Genomic DNA, 14,120 nt, shown 5'->3' with positions numbered 1-14,120 from the left:
CGGGTGGAATAGCCGGTTTCATTGTCATACCAGGAAAGGACTTTGACCATGTTGTCAATAACATAGGTGTTTTCCGCATCCACCACAGATGAAAGCCTGTTGCCGTTGAAATCCTCGGAAACCAGCGGCAGTTCGCTAAATCCCAGAATGCCCGCCAGCGGGCCTTCGGCGGCTTCCTTTAATGCCGCATTCACCGTTTCCGAAGTTGCCGGCTGCTTGAGCGTGGCCACAAAATCCACAAGCGAGACATTGGGTGTGGGCACCCGGATGGCCATGCCGTTTAGCTTGCCGTTTAGCTGCGGCAGCACCAGGCCCACGGCCTTGGCCGCGCCCGTGGTGGTTGGGATCATGGACATGGCAGCCGCACGCGCCCGGCGCAGATCCTTGTGCGGGGCATCCAGCAGGCGCTGATCGCCGGTGTAGGAGTGGATGGTTGTCATCAGGCCGCTTTGGATGCCGAATTTTTCGTCCAGCACCTTGGCCACGGGCGCCAGGCAGTTGGTGGTGCACGAGGCGTTGGAGACAATATGATGGTTTGCGCTGTCATAGTCGGTTTCATTGACGCCCATAACAAAAGTCATGTCCGGGTCTTTGCCGGGTGCGGAAATAATGACCTTTTTCGCCCCCGCGCTCAGGTGCTTGGCTGCGCTGTCCCGGTCCCGGAAAAGTCCGGTGCATTCGGCCACGATATCCACGCCGGCTTCTTTCCAGCCGATATTGGCCGGATCTTTTTCCGCAAAAACCCGGATGGTTTTGCCGTTGACCGAAATGGCGTTGTCCCGGGCAATGATCTCCGCATCCAGGCGCGGGTGTACCGAGTCATAAATCAAGAGGTGGGCAAGGCTTTTGGTGTCCATGATATCGTTGACTGCTGTTACTTCGATGTCGGACCGGTTCAGGGCAGCCCTGAAAACCAGTCTGCCGATTCTGCCCATTCCGTTGATGCCGAGTTTGATCGCCATTTTCTTTCCTCCTTATAAATGTGGTATTCACAATAAATGAAGTTTGCTGTTTATTCCCGCTTGTTGCCCTTTAAAATATCGCTGGCAAGGGAAATGCTTTTTTTGCCGTAAGCCTCGATGGTCTTGGCCAGTACATCGAGCTTTGACTCCCGGTTGCGGGCGTTGGCCGCCTTGATCAGAACCGGCAGGTTCACCCCGGAAATCACCTCAATGCGTCCTTCCTCCAGAAACGAGTAACTCAGATTCGAGGGCGTGCCCCCAAACATGTCCGTAAGGATAATCACACCTTCGTTTTCGTCTACATACTGCACAGCCTTGTCAATCTTGCTTCTGAGTTTGTTGACATCCTGGGACAGGTCTATGGAAACCGCGGTTACAGCCCGGGGCCGTTCATCGAAAATCATGGATGCGGTTTCAATGAGCGCCTCGCCGAGCTGTCCGTGAGTGACAATAACAATTCCGATCATAAAAGGTCCTTGGCTCAGGTTTTGAGGTCCACATCCCGGTGTGTGAGCATCACGGGCCGGCCTGGTTTGTTGATGTGCGCATAAAGCGCCTGGGCAATAACCACCGATCGGTGCTGCCCTCCGGTACAGCCCACTGCAATGGTGAGGTAGGCTTTGCCTTCCTTTTCGTAAAGCGGGAGCAAAAAGTCAACCAAATCATGAAATTTTTCAGTAAACGCCCGGGTAATGCTGTTTGTCTGTACAAATTCGCGCACGGGGCGGTTGCGGCCATCCAGGTCCTTGAGTTCGGGAACAAAAAAGGGATTGGCCATAAACCGTACATCCATGACCATGTCCGCGTCCTGGGGAATGCCGTGTTTGAAGCCGAATGAGAGCACCTGTGTACGCATGGGCTTCGAATGGATGATGGTTTCCACCAGGTTGAAGATGACGGATTTCAGATCGTGGAGCGTATAATCCGTGGTGTCAATGATACGGTCGGCCATCTGGCGAATGTGGTCCATATGTCCGATTTCCGCCCGGATGCTTTCCTGCAGTCCCCGGTCCTGGGACAGGGGATGATGCCGGCGGGTCTGACTGTATCGCCGCAGGATAACGTTTTCTTCGGCTTCCAGGAAAAACACGTCAATGTTGTAACCGCGCTGGCGCAGATCATGGAAAATCTCCGGAAAGGAACGGAGAAACCCCTTTTCCCGCAAATCCATGACAAATCCGAGCCCCGAGATCTCGGATTCCGATTGCAGGGGAAGCTCCATGAACTTGGGCAGCAGCTTGACCGGCATGTTGTCAACGCAGTAAAAGCCTGCATCTTCAAGCGCGGCCAGGGCCACGCTTTTTCCCGATCCGGACAAGCCCGTGATAATGACGATTTTATGCCGATGCATCAGAAATCCTCATCCACTTGCGAAAGCACGTCCATGACTTGTTGGGCACTGTGTACCCGCATCAGTTTTTCCTTGAAATCCTGATCCCTGAGCAGTTTTGAAATCCGGGCCAGCACCCGCAGGTGCAGCCCCGTGGAATTGTCCGCGCTCAATAGCAGAAAAAAAATATAAGCGGGCTTGCCGTCCAGGGCCTCAAAATTGACCCCATTCCGGCTCAACCCGAATCCGAGGACCAGGGATTCAATTCCGTTGATTTTGCCGTGGGGAATGGCAATGCCGTCGCCGATGCCTGTGCTGCCTAGCCGCTCGCGTTCGATAAGCACCCGGACGATATTGCGCTGCTCCAGGCCGGTCAGGGCGGCTACCGGCTCTGTGAGCTCGTCGATAACCCCTTTTTTATCCGTTGCCTGCAGGTTGGTCAGGATCGTGTCCGCAGTAATGTAATCAAGTATTTTCATAACATTGCACCCTGTTTGCGCGGTGCCGGCCAGTTGCCGGCCGGCACCGGTGCTTCGGTGTTATCCCAGGGGCTGAATCAGTCCGAGATCCCCGTCATTGCGTCGATAAAGCACATTGATCTGGTTGGTCCGGGCGTTTCTGAACACCAGAAAATTATCGGAAATCAGATCCATCTGCATGATGGCTTCTTCCACGTCCATGGGTTTGTATTCAAGGTTCTGGACAATGACGTTGGCACCCGGGGCTTCTTCGGGGGACTCGTCCCCGCTTGGCATTGCTGCCGGCTCCGGACTTCTGTCCTCGCCCCGGCCGCCCTGGCGATGGTTTTTGATTTTGGCTTTTTGTTTTTTGATCTGTTTTTCAAGCTTGTCCAGGGCCAGGTCAATGGAGGAATACATGTCATTGGATTTTTCCCGGCACACGATATTGAGCCGGTCGCCGGTCACGCGGATTTCTGCGATATGACGGATTTTTTCCACGGAGAGCACCACCTGTGCCTCCGCCGGGTTGTCCAGGAGCTTGTCCATGCGGTCGAGTTTGCTGGAAACATAGGATTTCAGGTGATCGGAGGGATCAAGGTTTTTGAATGTCACGGATGTTTGCATGGGTACCTGCCTCCTTGATTAGGGTTGTTTACGCTTGCTTGATGGAAGAACCCCCATGATTTCCCTGTACTTGGCAACGGTCCGACGGGCGATGCGGATGCCGGATGCCGCCTCGAGCATGTCGGCGATTTTTTTGTCGCTGTAGGGCTTTTTGGGGTTTTCTCCGGCAATAATCTTTCTCATTTCCTCCTGTACGCTGGCCGAGGCAATGGTGTTGCCGTCAGACCGGTTAATGGAGCTGTTGAAAAAGAACTTGAGTTCGAAGATGCCGTGCGGGGTATGAGCGTACTTGTTGGTGGTCACACGGCTGATGGTGGACTCATGCATGTTGATGTCTTCTGCCACGTCCCGCAGCACCATGGGTTTTAAATGGGCGATGCCCTGGTCGAAAAAATCGCGCTGGAATTTGACGATGCTGACCATGACGTTGTAAATGGTCCGCCGCCGCTGCTGAATGCTTTTAATGAGCCACTCGGCAGACCTGAGCCGGTCGCGCAGATAAGTGCGCGTGTCTTTGGCAATGGGTTCTCCTTTGCGCACGGCCTGGCGGTAGTAGGAGTTGATGTGCAGCTGGGGGATTTCGTCGTCGTTTAGCATAACGATATAATCGTCGCCTTCCCTGTAGACGTAGACGTCCGGCGTGATGTAGATCTGATCCTCGTCGCCGTAGCGGAACCCGGGCCTGGGATCGAGTTGGCGGATGAGCTCGATGGCCGCAGACAGGGTTTCCATGCTGCATTTCAGCTCGCGGGCAATGACCTGGTAGCGTTTGTTTTCCAGGTTCTTGATGTGATCGCGCAACAGTGCCTCGACAACAGGATCTTCAATGCCGAACTGCCGGGCCTGAATCAGCAGGCACTCGCTTAAGTCCCTGGCGCAGATGCCCGGTGGATCAAAAGTCTGCATCACATAAAGCACGTCTTTGACCTGTGAAACATCGGTTTCGGCCATTTGGGCGACTTCTTCCAGGGGGACGTCAAGGTAGCCGTATTTGTTCAGGTTGCCGATGATCAGGCTTCCGATGGCTTCCTGCTCGGCCGTGGGCCGGGTCATGAGCAGCTGCCAGCGCAGATGATCGTAAAGGTTTGTCCGGCTGGCGGTAAAGGCCTCGTAATTGGGCGCCTCCTTTTCCTCGGACTCATAATGAACCCGTCCGGTGGAGCTGTATTCGTCCATGTACTGCTGCCAGTCAAGCCGCTCGTCAAAGGATTCCTCCATTGTGATTTCTCTGGCATCTGCGGCTTCAGGCGTTTCAGCCGGAGTTTCCTCGGGCGTTTCCACAGTCTCTGATTCTTCCAGGGTGGGATTGCTTTCCAGTTCCTGCTGAACCATTTCCACGAGTTCCAGGCGCGATAACTGCAGAAGCTTGATGGCCATCTGCAGCTGCGGGGTCATGACAAGATGCTGCTGGAGTTTTAAGTTCTGTTGGAGTTCGATTGCCATATCAGAGTCTGAACTTTTCTCCCAGGTAGATTTCTCGGGCAACAGGGCTTTGGGCGATCTTTTCCGGGCCGCCCGACTCGATTACCTCGCCGTTGTTTAAAATATAGGCTTTGTCACACACGCCCAGGGTTTCCCGAACGTTGTGGTCTGAAATCAGGATTCCGATACCCCGCCGGCTCAGGTGTAAAATAATGTTTTGAATATCGATTACCGCCAATGGATCAATGCCGGCAAAGGGCTCGTCAAGCAGAATAAAGGCCGGATCCGTGGCCAGCGCCCGGCTGATTTCCAGCCGGCGGCGCTCTCCGCCGGAAAGCACTCCGGCTTTCTGCGCCGATAGCCGTTTGATGCCAAGCTCGTCGAGCAGTTCATCGGCTTTCTGGTCCTGCTCGGCCTTGGATATCGGCAGGGTTTCGAGAATTGCCAGCAGGTTGTCGCGCACATTGAGCTTTTTGAATACCGACGGTTCCTGGGGCAGGTATCCTACGCCTTTGCGCGCCCGAACGTGCATGGGATCCTCGCTGATGTCTGTATCATCGAGAAACACATGGCCGCCGTCAGGCCGGATCAGGCCCACGGTCATGTAAAAAGTGGTGGTTTTGCCCGCCCCGTTGGGCCCCAGAAGCCCCACCACCTCGCCTCCGGTCAGGTTCAGGTCGACCTGATTGACCACTTTTCGGCCATGATAGGTCTTTACCAGGTTTTTTAAATTCAGGGTTCGGGTCATGGCTTTCGGGCTTTGCTGGTTTCCGTTTTGTCCTGATTGTCCGCGTCGGATTCGGATTCAAAAACAGCTTCCACCCGCTTGCCCGCATCTGAGCTGATCACGATTTCTCCGGTTTCCCGTTGCAGGGTGACCTTTCTGCCGACAATGGTGTTGCCGTTGTTTTTGATTTCCACGCGCTCGCCTGTCAGGGTCAGCAGGCCGTCATCTGCGGTATATACGGCTTTCTGGCTTGTGGCGGTTTGCTCGTCGGTATGGATAACCACGCTTCCTTCGGCTTCCATGCGCCGGATACTGCTTTCATTCATGCCGGACTGACCTGGCTGGGCGCCTTCTTCGGACTTGTAGAAAATTTTGAGTCGGTCGGATTTGATTTCGGTTTTTCCCTGGACCGCGTGGGCGCTGCCGATAAATTCGGCGCTGTTTTCATTGCTTTTGATCACCATCTTATCCGAGGTGATGTGAATGCGGCCTTCATCGGGACGAAACAGCCCAGCGTTTTGTGCCCGGCAGGGCCAGGCTGTCAGCAGGATTATCATAATCGCCGCGATGGCGAAGATTCCGGCAGGAACCGGACTGTTTTTGCGTGCCTTGTCTTTATTCAACGGGATCCATCCATGAATTGATGTGACCTTTAAGGGTGACTTGGTCTTTTTGGAGTTCAACTATTGCCGAGTCACCGGAAATCCGCATATTTTCTCCGTGAATAACCACTTTCTGGTCTGTATACAATATATGTAACTCATGCTCATAATGCAAGCTTTCGGTCCTGAGCTCATATCCGGGATAACGGGCCACAACCGATTTTTCCACCGTCATGTCCCGGGTTTTGGTGTCAAGCTCACCGGTGTCTGCAAAAAGCTTGACTTCGGTACCGTCTGAACCGAACGCGGTCATTTCAATATCTGTGAGCACGGCCCTGTTCTGATTTGAATAGATTTCCGCAGTGGCTGCGTTCAGCACCCATTCGGTTTTTCCGTCCTGTGTGGCTGTATGCTCAAACCCGTTTATGGTCAGGGCCGCTTCCGAGGTGTTTTCCTTTTCGGTCTGCTCCTCGTGGCCGGTCTGCATGCGAAACCGCACAAACACCGTTGCCAGCAGTACGGCGATTACAACGATGGCCAGTAATCCGGCCTGTTTGTATCGGGTCCGGTGTTTCATTAAAAGGTTCAAGATTCAAGGTTCAAGGTTCAAGGTTCCTTCGGGATTTACGTCCGGTTGAGCCAGCGGGAAATGATGGGTTCCCACAAACCCTTTGCCGAAAGAATGCGTTCGCAAACCTCCCGGACGGCGCCGTAACCGCCGGGCCTGGTCGTGACCATGTCTGCGTGCTGCCGGACGATTTCATGGGCATCTGCAACGGCCACGGACAGACCCACCCGTTCCATGATGGCCAGGTCCACGAGATCGTCTCCCACAAAAGCGGTCTGGGCCGGGTTGCATCCGGCCTGCGAAAGAATTGACGCCAAAAGCGCCTGCTTGTCCTTGACGCCTGTATGGCAATAGTCAATGCCGAGTTCCGCGGCCCTGCGGTCTACAGCCGCGGATTTTCGCCCGGAGATAAGACCCACCCGGATGCCGCCCTCCCGGACCATGCGGATGCCCAGACCGTCTTTAACATCAAAGGTTTTTGCTTCATCGCCACCTGCAAAATAGAGAATCCGGCCGCTGGTGAGCACTCCGTCGACATCGAGCAGCAGCACCCGGATTTGCTGGAGTTTTTCTTCAATCATGTGAGGGGGTTCTCTCCGGTTTGATCAATGCATTGTTGATGGCTTTGAGCTGATTGAGCAGAGGCTCGAGTTCATCCAGGCGAATGGAGTTGGGGCCGTCTGACAATGCCTTGTCCGGTTCCGGATGGACTTCCACAAACAGGCCGTCTGCCCCGGCGGCAATGGCCGCCTTTGCCAGTATGGGCGCAAACTGGCGTTGGCCGGCGGATGCGCCCCCGGCACCGCCTGGCAGTTGAACGCTGTGGGTGGCGTCAAAAATTACAGGGCATCCCAGTGCCTGCATGATGGGAATGCTTCGAAAATCGGCAACCAGGTTGTTATAACCAAAAGATGCGCCCCTTTCGGTCAGAAGGATCCGCGAGTTTCCGGCGGATCTGGCTTTTTTTGCAACATGATCCATGTCCCAGGGCGCCAGAAACTGTCCCTTTTTGATATTTAGGGGCCTGTTTGTCCGGGCGGCAGCCACGATCAGGTCGGTCTGGCGGCACAAAAAAGCCGGGATCTGCAAAACGTCGAGCACTTCGGCAGCAATTTCGGCCTCAGAGGGGCTGTGAACATCAGACATCACGGCCACATCCAGCTCCCGGCCAATTTCGGAGAGGATTTCCAGGCCCTGCTTGATGCCCGGGCCCCGGAATGAGTCAATGGATGTCCGGTTGGCCTTGTCATAGGACGCCTTGAATATAAACGGTATGTCAAGCCGGTTGGTGATCTCTTTTAAAGTGCGGGCGATCTGCATGACGCCCGTGTAATCTTCAATTACGCAGGGTCCGGCCACCAGAACGAAAGGGCGGCCGCTGCCTGCGGAAAAGTTTTTGATCTGAACTTCTGTCATTGAAAAATCGATCCTTTTGGTTGATTTGCCGGGTCATGGCCTTTGCACGCCAGCCGCTTGCATCATTGGCCGGCTCCGGGCGCCGGCAAAATCCATGCCTCCTGTTACCCCGCGTATCGGTAAAAGTCAAGATTCGAAAATAAGGCCTTGCCTCCGGGCCGGTGAGCTGTTAAAAATAGCTTTCGTTTACCGGCATCCAATCAAATTTCAGGGATCAATCATACATGGGTTTCAAAAAACGCAAGGAACGTGGCAAAAGTGTGAAATACAGTCTGGCGGCTGTTTTGGTAATAATGGTGGCCGTATCTGCGATTTGGCTGCTGATGGTTAAATTTGAGGGCAGGGCGCCGGAGATTGAACTCGACATGTCCGAGTCCGATTCGTTTGTTGGCGCCGATGCCGCGGTTTCCGGCACCATCACAGATGAAAAATCGGGGATCCGCAAGCTCTGGATTGCCGTGATCCAAAACGACAGGGAAACCGTGCTCAAAGAGGAATCCGACTTAGCCGGCATCCAGGAAGGGCCGCCCAGGCAGAGGCGTTTTGAGGTGGATTTAAACGCCGGAAAACTGGATCTCAAGGACGGAAAGGCCCTGTTGCGCATCGCTGCCTGGGATCATTCTTGGCGCGGCTGGTTTTCCGGGAACCAGGCTTACCTGGAAAAAGAAATCACTATTGACACTCAACCGCCGCGGGTGGAGGTCATCAGCCGGCAGCACAATATCCGGCCCGGCGGCTCGGGCCTGGCTGTCTACCGGATGTCCGAGGATTGTCCGGAGCACGGGGTTATGGTGGGAGATCATTTCTTTCCCGGCCACAAGGGCTATTTTGATGACCCGGACCTGGCGGTTTGCTTTTTTGCATTGGCCCATGATCAGGATACGGACACAAAGCTGCAAGTGCGGGCTGTTGATCCGGCGGGCAATTCCGGTCGGGGCGGGTTTTATTACCATATCCGCAACAAAAGCTTTGACGCGGAACCCCTGACGGTTTCCGACCGTTTCCTGTCCCGGATTCTGCCGGAGTTTCAAAACGAGGACGGTTTTCCGGCTGATGCCGGTGCCCTGGAACAATTCTTGTTTGTCAACCGCGAGCTGCGCAAAAAAAACAACCGCACCATCCTTGCCCCGGGCCGGTCTCCGGATGAGCAGAAGCACTGGCAGGGGGGCTTTTCCAGGTTGCCCAATGCCGCAAGAAAAGCCAGCTTTGCCGATCACCGCACCTATGTCTACAACGGGGAAAAAATCGATGAGCAGATCCACATGGGCATTGATCTGGCCTCTGTGAGCCAGGCGCCGGTGCCTGCGGCAAACGCGGGCAAAGTTGCGTTCGTGGGCAGGGCCGGCATCTACGGCAACGTGGTGACCATCGACCATGGCTTTGGCCTGTTTTCCGTGTATGCCCATTTGAGCCGCAGCAGCGTGTCAGATGGCCAGATGGTGGAAAAAAACGATATTATCGGCGCCACCGGGGCCACCGGTCTGGCCGGGGGGGATCACCTGCATTACGGCATGTTTGTTCATGACGTGTTTGTGGATCCCATGGAATGGTGGGACGCGCAATGGATACAAAACAACATCACCGGCAAGCTGGAGCATGCCCGGGGGCTTGCGGAAAACAACTGAGCCCCGAAAATGACGGCTCCCGCAGGGTTGATCCGGCTTTTTTCAGGAAAATCATCAACGATACCGTTAAAAATTGAAAAAAACATCAGAATCCCAGAAAATCCCGGATGAGGCCGGCGCCAAAACCAAAAGTCGGCTGCGGGAAAATCTTGAAGCCATTGTCATCGCCGTTTTGCTGGCGCTTTTTATCCGGGCGTTTGTGGTCCAGGCATTCAAGATCCCTTCAGGGTCCATGGAACCCACTTTGCAGGTGGGCGATCACATCCTGGTCAACAAGTTTATCTACGGCATCCGCCTGCCGGTCACCAATACCAAGATGATACCGGTGAGCAGCCCGGAACACGGGGATATTGTGGTGTTTGAATATCCGGTGGAGCCGGACAAGGACTTTATCAAGCGGGTGGTGGCCGTGGCCGGCGATGTTGTTGAAATCCGGGATAAAAAGGTGTATGTCAATGGCCGGCTTGTTGACCAATACACTGTCAAGCACACGGAAAAACGGGTATTGCCGGGCGCGGTCAATGCCAGGGACAACTTTGGCCCGGTCATCGTGCCGGAAGGCGCTTATTTTGCGTTGGGGGACAATCGGGACAACAGTTATGACAGCCGTTTCTGGGGCTTTGTAAAAGATTCGGCCATCAAGGGAGAGGCCTTTATCATTTACTGGTCCTGGGATAAGGACAACTTCGGGGTCCGGTGGGGCCGGATCGGCAAAGTGCTGCACTAATCAGGAAGCCTGCCCATGCAGTGGACAAAAAAGGACGTGCTCGACATTGAATCGCTTTCGGTGGATGAAATTGAATTCATCTTTGAAACCGCCTTTGGCTTAAAGGAGATTTCAGAGCGGCCCATCAAGAAAGTGCCCACCCTCCGCGGCCAGACCATTGTTTTGCTGTTTCTGGAACCCAGTACCCGGACCCGGGTTTCCTTTGATATCGCCGCCAAGCGGCTTTCGGCAGACAGCATTGCCATTGCCGCGGCTTCCAGCAGCATTGTAAAGGGTGAAACCCTGATTGACACGGCCAAAAATCTGCAGGCCATGAAGCCAGACATCCTGGTGCTGCGTCATTCATCGGCCGGCGCCCCGCATCTGCTGGCGCGCAATCTCGATATTTCCGTGATCAATGCCGGAGACGGCATGCACGCCCATCCCACCCAGGCGTTGCTGGACATGATGACCGTAAAGGAAAGCAAGGGCCGCATAGATGGGTTAAACGTTTCCATCATCGGAGATATCGCCCACAGCCGGGTGGCCCGGTCCAATATCGCCGGGTTTACCAAAATGGGCGCCAGGGTAAGTGTTGCCGGACCGCCCACCATGATGCCCGCAGGCATTGAGCAACTGGGGGCATATGTGGTACCGGACATGGATGCCGCGGTTTCAGAGGCGGATGTGATTATTCTGCTTCGGATTCAAAAAGAGCGCCAGCGGCGCTTTTTGTTTCCAACGGAACGGGAATATGCCGCCAGCTACGGACTGAATGCCGCCCGCCTGCGCCGGATCAAGCCGGATGCGCTGATTCTGCATCCCGGCCCTATCAACCGGGGCGTGGAAATCGCCCCGGAGGCGGCAGACGGGCCGCATTCCGTGATCCTGGATCAGGTGACCAATGGTGTGGCCCTGCGTATGGCCCTTTTTTATCTGCTGGCAGGAGGTGTACGGGATGCAAATGTGGATTAAAGGGGGCCGGGTTCTGGATCCGGAAGAATTTGACGGCCCGGCCGATATTCTCGTGGAAGACGGCCGGATTGCCAAACTGCAGCCGGCAGGGCAGGGCAATGAAGCGGATTTCCCGGCGGACGCCAAAATTATCGACGCCCGGGACCTGCTGGTGGTGCCGGGGCTTGTGGACATGCACGTGCATCTGCGCCAGCCGGGTCATGAATACAAGGAAACCATTGAAACCGGCACCAGGGCTGCCGCTGCAGGAGGGTTTACGGCTGTTTGCTGCATGCCCAATACCTCCCCGGTCAATGACTCGGAATCGGTCACACGCTTTATTATCCAGGAGGCCGGGCGCCTGGGATATGCAAGGGTCTATCCGGTGGGCGCAGTCAGCGTGGGACTCGAGGGCCGGCAGTTGGCTGAATTCGGGGATCTGAAGGCCGCAGGGGCTGTGGGTGTATCTGATGACGGTCAACCTGTTGCCGACGCCCAGCTCATGCGCCGGGCCCTGGAATATGCCCGGGGCATCGGGATCTGCGTGATTTCCCACTGTGAGGAGATGGCCCTGGCCGGGGGGGCCATGAACGAAGGGGCGGTGAGCACCCGGCTGGGACTGGCGGGCATTCCCAACGCTGCTGAAAGCATCATGGTCATGCGCGACATTGCTTTAAGCGAGCTAACCGGCACTCCGGTGCATATCGCCCATGTGAGCACCCGGCAGTCGGTTGCGGCTATTCGTGCGGCAAAGGCCGCAGGTATCCCCGTGACAGCCGAAACCGCACCCCATTATTTCACTTTGACCCACGAGGCGGTAAACGCCTATGACACCCATGCCAAGATGAATCCCCCCCTGCGCACGGAAGCTGACCGGCAGGGGGTGATCGCCGGTCTGGCCGACGGCACCATTGATGCGGTGGCAACCGATCATGCGCCCCACGGGGTGCTGGACAAACAGCTGGAGTTTGATCAGGCGGCAAACGGGATCATCGGCCTGGAAACTGCCCTGAGCCTGGGGCTGCGGCTGGTGGACGCCGGTCATCTGAGCCTGGGGCAGCTGATTTCGGCCATGTCCAAAAATCCTGCCCGGATTATCAAAAAGCCCTGCGGGCTGGTAACTGGCCTGCCGGCTGACATGACCCTCATTGATCTTTCCGCCCGGTACACCTACCATGCGGCAGACGGTTATTCCAAATCCCGCAATACCCCGTTTGATGGTTGGCAGTTCAAGGGCCGCGCCAGATATACGATCGTGGGTGGCCAAAAGGTCTTTGATTCGCAAAATCATGCAAACCTGTAAACACTGCTGATTGTTGTTATGACCGAAAAAGCCACATTGCTCATTGTTGACGATGAGCTGAGCATGCGCGAGTTTCTGGAAATCATGCTCGGTGCCGAGGACTATGGAGTGGATACGGCTGAAAGCGGCCGCCGGGCCAGGGCCATGATCGATGAAAATGCCTATGACCTGATCCTGTGCGACATCCGGTTGGGCGATATCAGCGGCCTGGACGTGCTGCGCCGGGCCAAGGCAAATAATCCGGATACAGTGGTTATCATGATTTCCGCTTATGCCACCGCGGAAAACGCGGTGGAGGCCATGAACGAGGGGGCCTATGATTACCTGCCCAAGCCTTTTGACAATGACGAGTTAAAGCAGACCATTGCCAAGGCCCTGGAGCTCAAGACCCTTTCGGATGAAAAAAAACTGCTTGACGACGAACTGCAGCAGAGTTCGCATTTCGGGCTCCTGGTGGGCAACAGCCCCAGGATGATGCATATCTACGAGGTCATCGAGCAAATTGCGGCCACGCGCACCAACGTGATGATCACCGGGGAAAGCGGCACGGGCAAGGAACTCATTGCCCGGGCCATCCACAACCAAAGCAGCCGCAGTGACAAGCCCTTTGTGGTGATCAACTGCGGCAGCATCCCGGAAACCCTGATGGAAAGCGAGTTTTTCGGGTATAAGAAGGGAGCATTTACCGGTGCTTCCCAGGATAAAAAGGGCCTGTTTGAGGCAGCCGACACCGGCACCATTTTTCTTGATGAAGTCGGCGAATTAAGCCTTCCCATGCAGGTGCGCCTGCTGCGGGTGGTCCAGGAGCGTTCCTTCAAGCCGGTTGGCTCCAATGATGACGTGTGCGTGGACATCCGCATTATTTCAGCCACCAACAAGCAGGTTGAAGAAGAAGTCATTGCCGGCCGGTTCCGGGAGGATCTTTACTACCGGCTCAACGTGGTGGAAATCAAGGTGCCGCCCCTGCGGGAGCGAAAAGGCGACCTGCGGGCCCTTGCCCAGCATTTTCTGGAAAAATACGCCCGGGATGCGGGCAAGGAAATGACCAAGATTTCCTCCTATGCCGTGGATTTGCTCCAGAAATACGATTTTCCCGGAAACATCCGGGAACTTGAAAATTTGATTGAGCGAAGCGTTGCACTTTCGAGCACCAACATTTTGCTGCCCGACAACCTTTCCCTTTCCATTCACAAGCGCCGCTGGATCGAGGGGATTGAAAACCGGCGGTTTGACCTTGATGAGGTGCCCAAGGGCGTGTTTCTCGACAGCATCCTGGAGCAAATCGAGAGGGCCTATCTGGAAAAGGCGCTTTCCTGCACAAACGGCAACAAGCACAAGGCCGCTGAGCTGCTTGGCATCACCTTCCGCTCTTTCCGCTACCGGTGCAGCAAGCTGGGAATCGAAAAACCGGAATAGCCTT

General features: G+C 55.4%; 16 protein-coding genes. 5 read left to right on the top strand and 11 right to left on the bottom strand.

Annotated features, from left to right (window positions below; genetic code table 11):
- From gap to kdsA, 11 genes are all read right to left on the bottom strand, one after another.
- The coding region (gap, locus tag R6U41_RS04030; RefSeq protein WP_410268552.1) for a type I glyceraldehyde-3-phosphate dehydrogenase at positions 1-962 on the bottom strand (962 nt) is incomplete at its 3' end.
- Between the two features lie 50 nt (positions 963-1,012).
- Positions 1,013-1,429, bottom strand: a complete 417-nt coding sequence (locus R6U41_RS04025) for a PTS sugar transporter subunit IIA (RefSeq protein WP_410268551.1) — start codon at positions 1,427-1,429, stop codon at positions 1,013-1,015.
- Positions 1,430-1,443: 14 nt separating this feature from the next.
- A complete protein-coding gene (gene rapZ, locus R6U41_RS04020; protein ID WP_410268550.1) occupies positions 1,444-2,313 on the bottom strand; it encodes an RNase adapter RapZ in 870 nt (289 codons plus the stop codon).
- Positions 2,313-2,771 (bottom strand): PTS sugar transporter subunit IIA, encoded by a 459-nt coding sequence (locus R6U41_RS04015; protein WP_410268549.1) that lies wholly within the window; start codon positions 2,769-2,771, stop codon positions 2,313-2,315. The genes rapZ and R6U41_RS04015 overlap by 1 nt, the downstream gene beginning before the upstream one ends.
- 60 nt (positions 2,772-2,831) lie before the next feature.
- Complete coding sequence (gene hpf / locus R6U41_RS04010; RefSeq protein WP_410268548.1) at positions 2,832-3,377, bottom strand: ribosome hibernation-promoting factor, HPF/YfiA family; 546 nt, start codon at positions 3,375-3,377, stop codon at positions 2,832-2,834.
- Between the two features lie 18 nt (positions 3,378-3,395).
- On the bottom strand, positions 3,396-4,820 hold the full coding sequence (rpoN, locus tag R6U41_RS04005; RefSeq protein ID WP_410268547.1) for an RNA polymerase factor sigma-54: 1,425 nt from the start codon (positions 4,818-4,820) through the stop codon (positions 3,396-3,398).
- A 1-nt stretch (position 4,821) separates the two neighbouring features.
- The gene (gene lptB, locus R6U41_RS04000; RefSeq protein WP_410268546.1) at positions 4,822-5,547 is read right to left on the bottom strand and encodes an LPS export ABC transporter ATP-binding protein; all 726 of its coding nucleotides are present in this window, start codon (positions 5,545-5,547) and stop codon (positions 4,822-4,824) included.
- The gene (locus R6U41_RS03995) at positions 5,544-6,083 is read right to left on the bottom strand and encodes an LptA/OstA family protein (RefSeq protein WP_410268545.1); all 540 of its coding nucleotides are present in this window, start codon (positions 6,081-6,083) and stop codon (positions 5,544-5,546) included. The genes lptB and R6U41_RS03995 overlap by 4 nt, the downstream gene beginning before the upstream one ends.
- A 58-nt stretch (positions 6,084-6,141) precedes the next feature.
- Entirely contained in the window at positions 6,142-6,705 is a 564-nt protein-coding gene (gene lptC / locus R6U41_RS03990) for an LPS export ABC transporter periplasmic protein LptC (protein ID WP_410268544.1), read from the bottom strand.
- A gap of 47 nt (positions 6,706-6,752) precedes the next feature.
- Positions 6,753-7,277: a KdsC family phosphatase gene (locus tag R6U41_RS03985; RefSeq protein ID WP_410268543.1), complete on the bottom strand. Its 525-nt coding sequence runs from the start codon at positions 7,275-7,277 to the stop codon at positions 6,753-6,755.
- Positions 7,270-8,112 (bottom strand): 3-deoxy-8-phosphooctulonate synthase, encoded by an 843-nt coding sequence (gene kdsA / locus R6U41_RS03980; protein ID WP_410268542.1) that lies wholly within the window; start codon positions 8,110-8,112, stop codon positions 7,270-7,272. Before kdsA ends, R6U41_RS03985 begins: the two co-directional genes overlap by 8 nt.
- Positions 8,113-8,336: 224 nt before the next feature.
- Here kdsA and R6U41_RS03975 point away from each other — a divergent pair, with 224 nt between their 5' ends.
- From R6U41_RS03975 to R6U41_RS03955, 5 genes are all read left to right on the top strand, one after another.
- Positions 8,337-9,737 (top strand): M23 family metallopeptidase, encoded by a 1,401-nt coding sequence (locus R6U41_RS03975; protein ID WP_410268541.1) that lies wholly within the window; start codon positions 8,337-8,339, stop codon positions 9,735-9,737.
- A gap of 73 nt (positions 9,738-9,810) precedes the next feature.
- Positions 9,811-10,464, top strand: a complete 654-nt coding sequence (gene lepB, locus R6U41_RS03970) for a signal peptidase I (protein ID WP_410268540.1) — start codon at positions 9,811-9,813, stop codon at positions 10,462-10,464.
- A 15-nt stretch (positions 10,465-10,479) separates the two neighbouring features.
- Positions 10,480-11,418, top strand: a complete 939-nt coding sequence (locus R6U41_RS03965; protein WP_410268539.1) for an aspartate carbamoyltransferase catalytic subunit — start codon at positions 10,480-10,482, stop codon at positions 11,416-11,418.
- Positions 11,402-12,700, top strand: a complete 1,299-nt coding sequence (locus R6U41_RS03960; protein ID WP_410268538.1) for a dihydroorotase — start codon at positions 11,402-11,404, stop codon at positions 12,698-12,700. The genes R6U41_RS03965 and R6U41_RS03960 overlap by 17 nt, the downstream gene beginning before the upstream one ends.
- A gap of 18 nt (positions 12,701-12,718) precedes the next feature.
- On the top strand, positions 12,719-14,116 hold the full coding sequence (locus tag R6U41_RS03955) for a sigma-54-dependent transcriptional regulator (protein WP_410268537.1): 1,398 nt from the start codon (positions 12,719-12,721) through the stop codon (positions 14,114-14,116).
- Positions 14,117-14,120 lie beyond the last annotated feature (4 nt).

The sequence above is a fragment of the Desulfosalsimonas sp. genome, from assembly GCF_046483245.1.
GTDB lineage: Bacteria > Desulfobacterota > Desulfobacteria > Desulfobacterales > Desulfosalsimonadaceae > Desulfosalsimonas.
Note: the sequence above shows the minus strand (reverse complement) of the source record. Positions and strands in the feature narration are given on the sequence as shown.

Excerpts from the sequence above, each read along its gene's own strand:
- R6U41_RS04025 (WP_410268551.1), bottom strand. The coding sequence starts at position 1,429 with ATGATCGGAATTGTTATTGTCACTCACGGACAGCTCGGCGAGGCGCTC.
- rapZ (WP_410268550.1), bottom strand. The coding sequence starts at position 2,313 with ATGCATCGGCATAAAATCGTCATTATCACGGGCTTGTCCGGATCGGGA.
- R6U41_RS04015 (WP_410268549.1), bottom strand. The coding sequence starts at position 2,771 with ATGAAAATACTTGATTACATTACTGCGGACACGATCCTGACCAACCTG.
- hpf (WP_410268548.1), bottom strand. The coding sequence starts at position 3,377 with ATGCAAACATCCGTGACATTCAAAAACCTTGATCCCTCCGATCACCTG.
- rpoN (WP_410268547.1), bottom strand. The coding sequence starts at position 4,820 with ATGGCAATCGAACTCCAACAGAACTTAAAACTCCAGCAGCATCTTGTC.
- lptB (WP_410268546.1), bottom strand. The coding sequence starts at position 5,547 with ATGACCCGAACCCTGAATTTAAAAAACCTGGTAAAGACCTATCATGGC.
- R6U41_RS03995 (WP_410268545.1), bottom strand. The coding sequence starts at position 6,083 with ATGATAATCCTGCTGACAGCCTGGCCCTGCCGGGCACAAAACGCTGGG.
- lptC (WP_410268544.1), bottom strand. The coding sequence starts at position 6,705 with ATGAAACACCGGACCCGATACAAACAGGCCGGATTACTGGCCATCGTT.
- R6U41_RS03985 (WP_410268543.1), bottom strand. The coding sequence starts at position 7,277 with ATGATTGAAGAAAAACTCCAGCAAATCCGGGTGCTGCTGCTCGATGTC.
- kdsA (WP_410268542.1), bottom strand. The coding sequence starts at position 8,112 with ATGACAGAAGTTCAGATCAAAAACTTTTCCGCAGGCAGCGGCCGCCCT.
- R6U41_RS03975 (WP_410268541.1), top strand. The coding sequence starts at position 8,337 with ATGGGTTTCAAAAAACGCAAGGAACGTGGCAAAAGTGTGAAATACAGT.
- R6U41_RS03965 (WP_410268539.1), top strand. The coding sequence starts at position 10,480 with ATGCAGTGGACAAAAAAGGACGTGCTCGACATTGAATCGCTTTCGGTG.
- R6U41_RS03960 (WP_410268538.1), top strand. The coding sequence starts at position 11,402 with ATGCAAATGTGGATTAAAGGGGGCCGGGTTCTGGATCCGGAAGAATTT.
- R6U41_RS03955 (WP_410268537.1), top strand. The coding sequence starts at position 12,719 with ATGACCGAAAAAGCCACATTGCTCATTGTTGACGATGAGCTGAGCATG.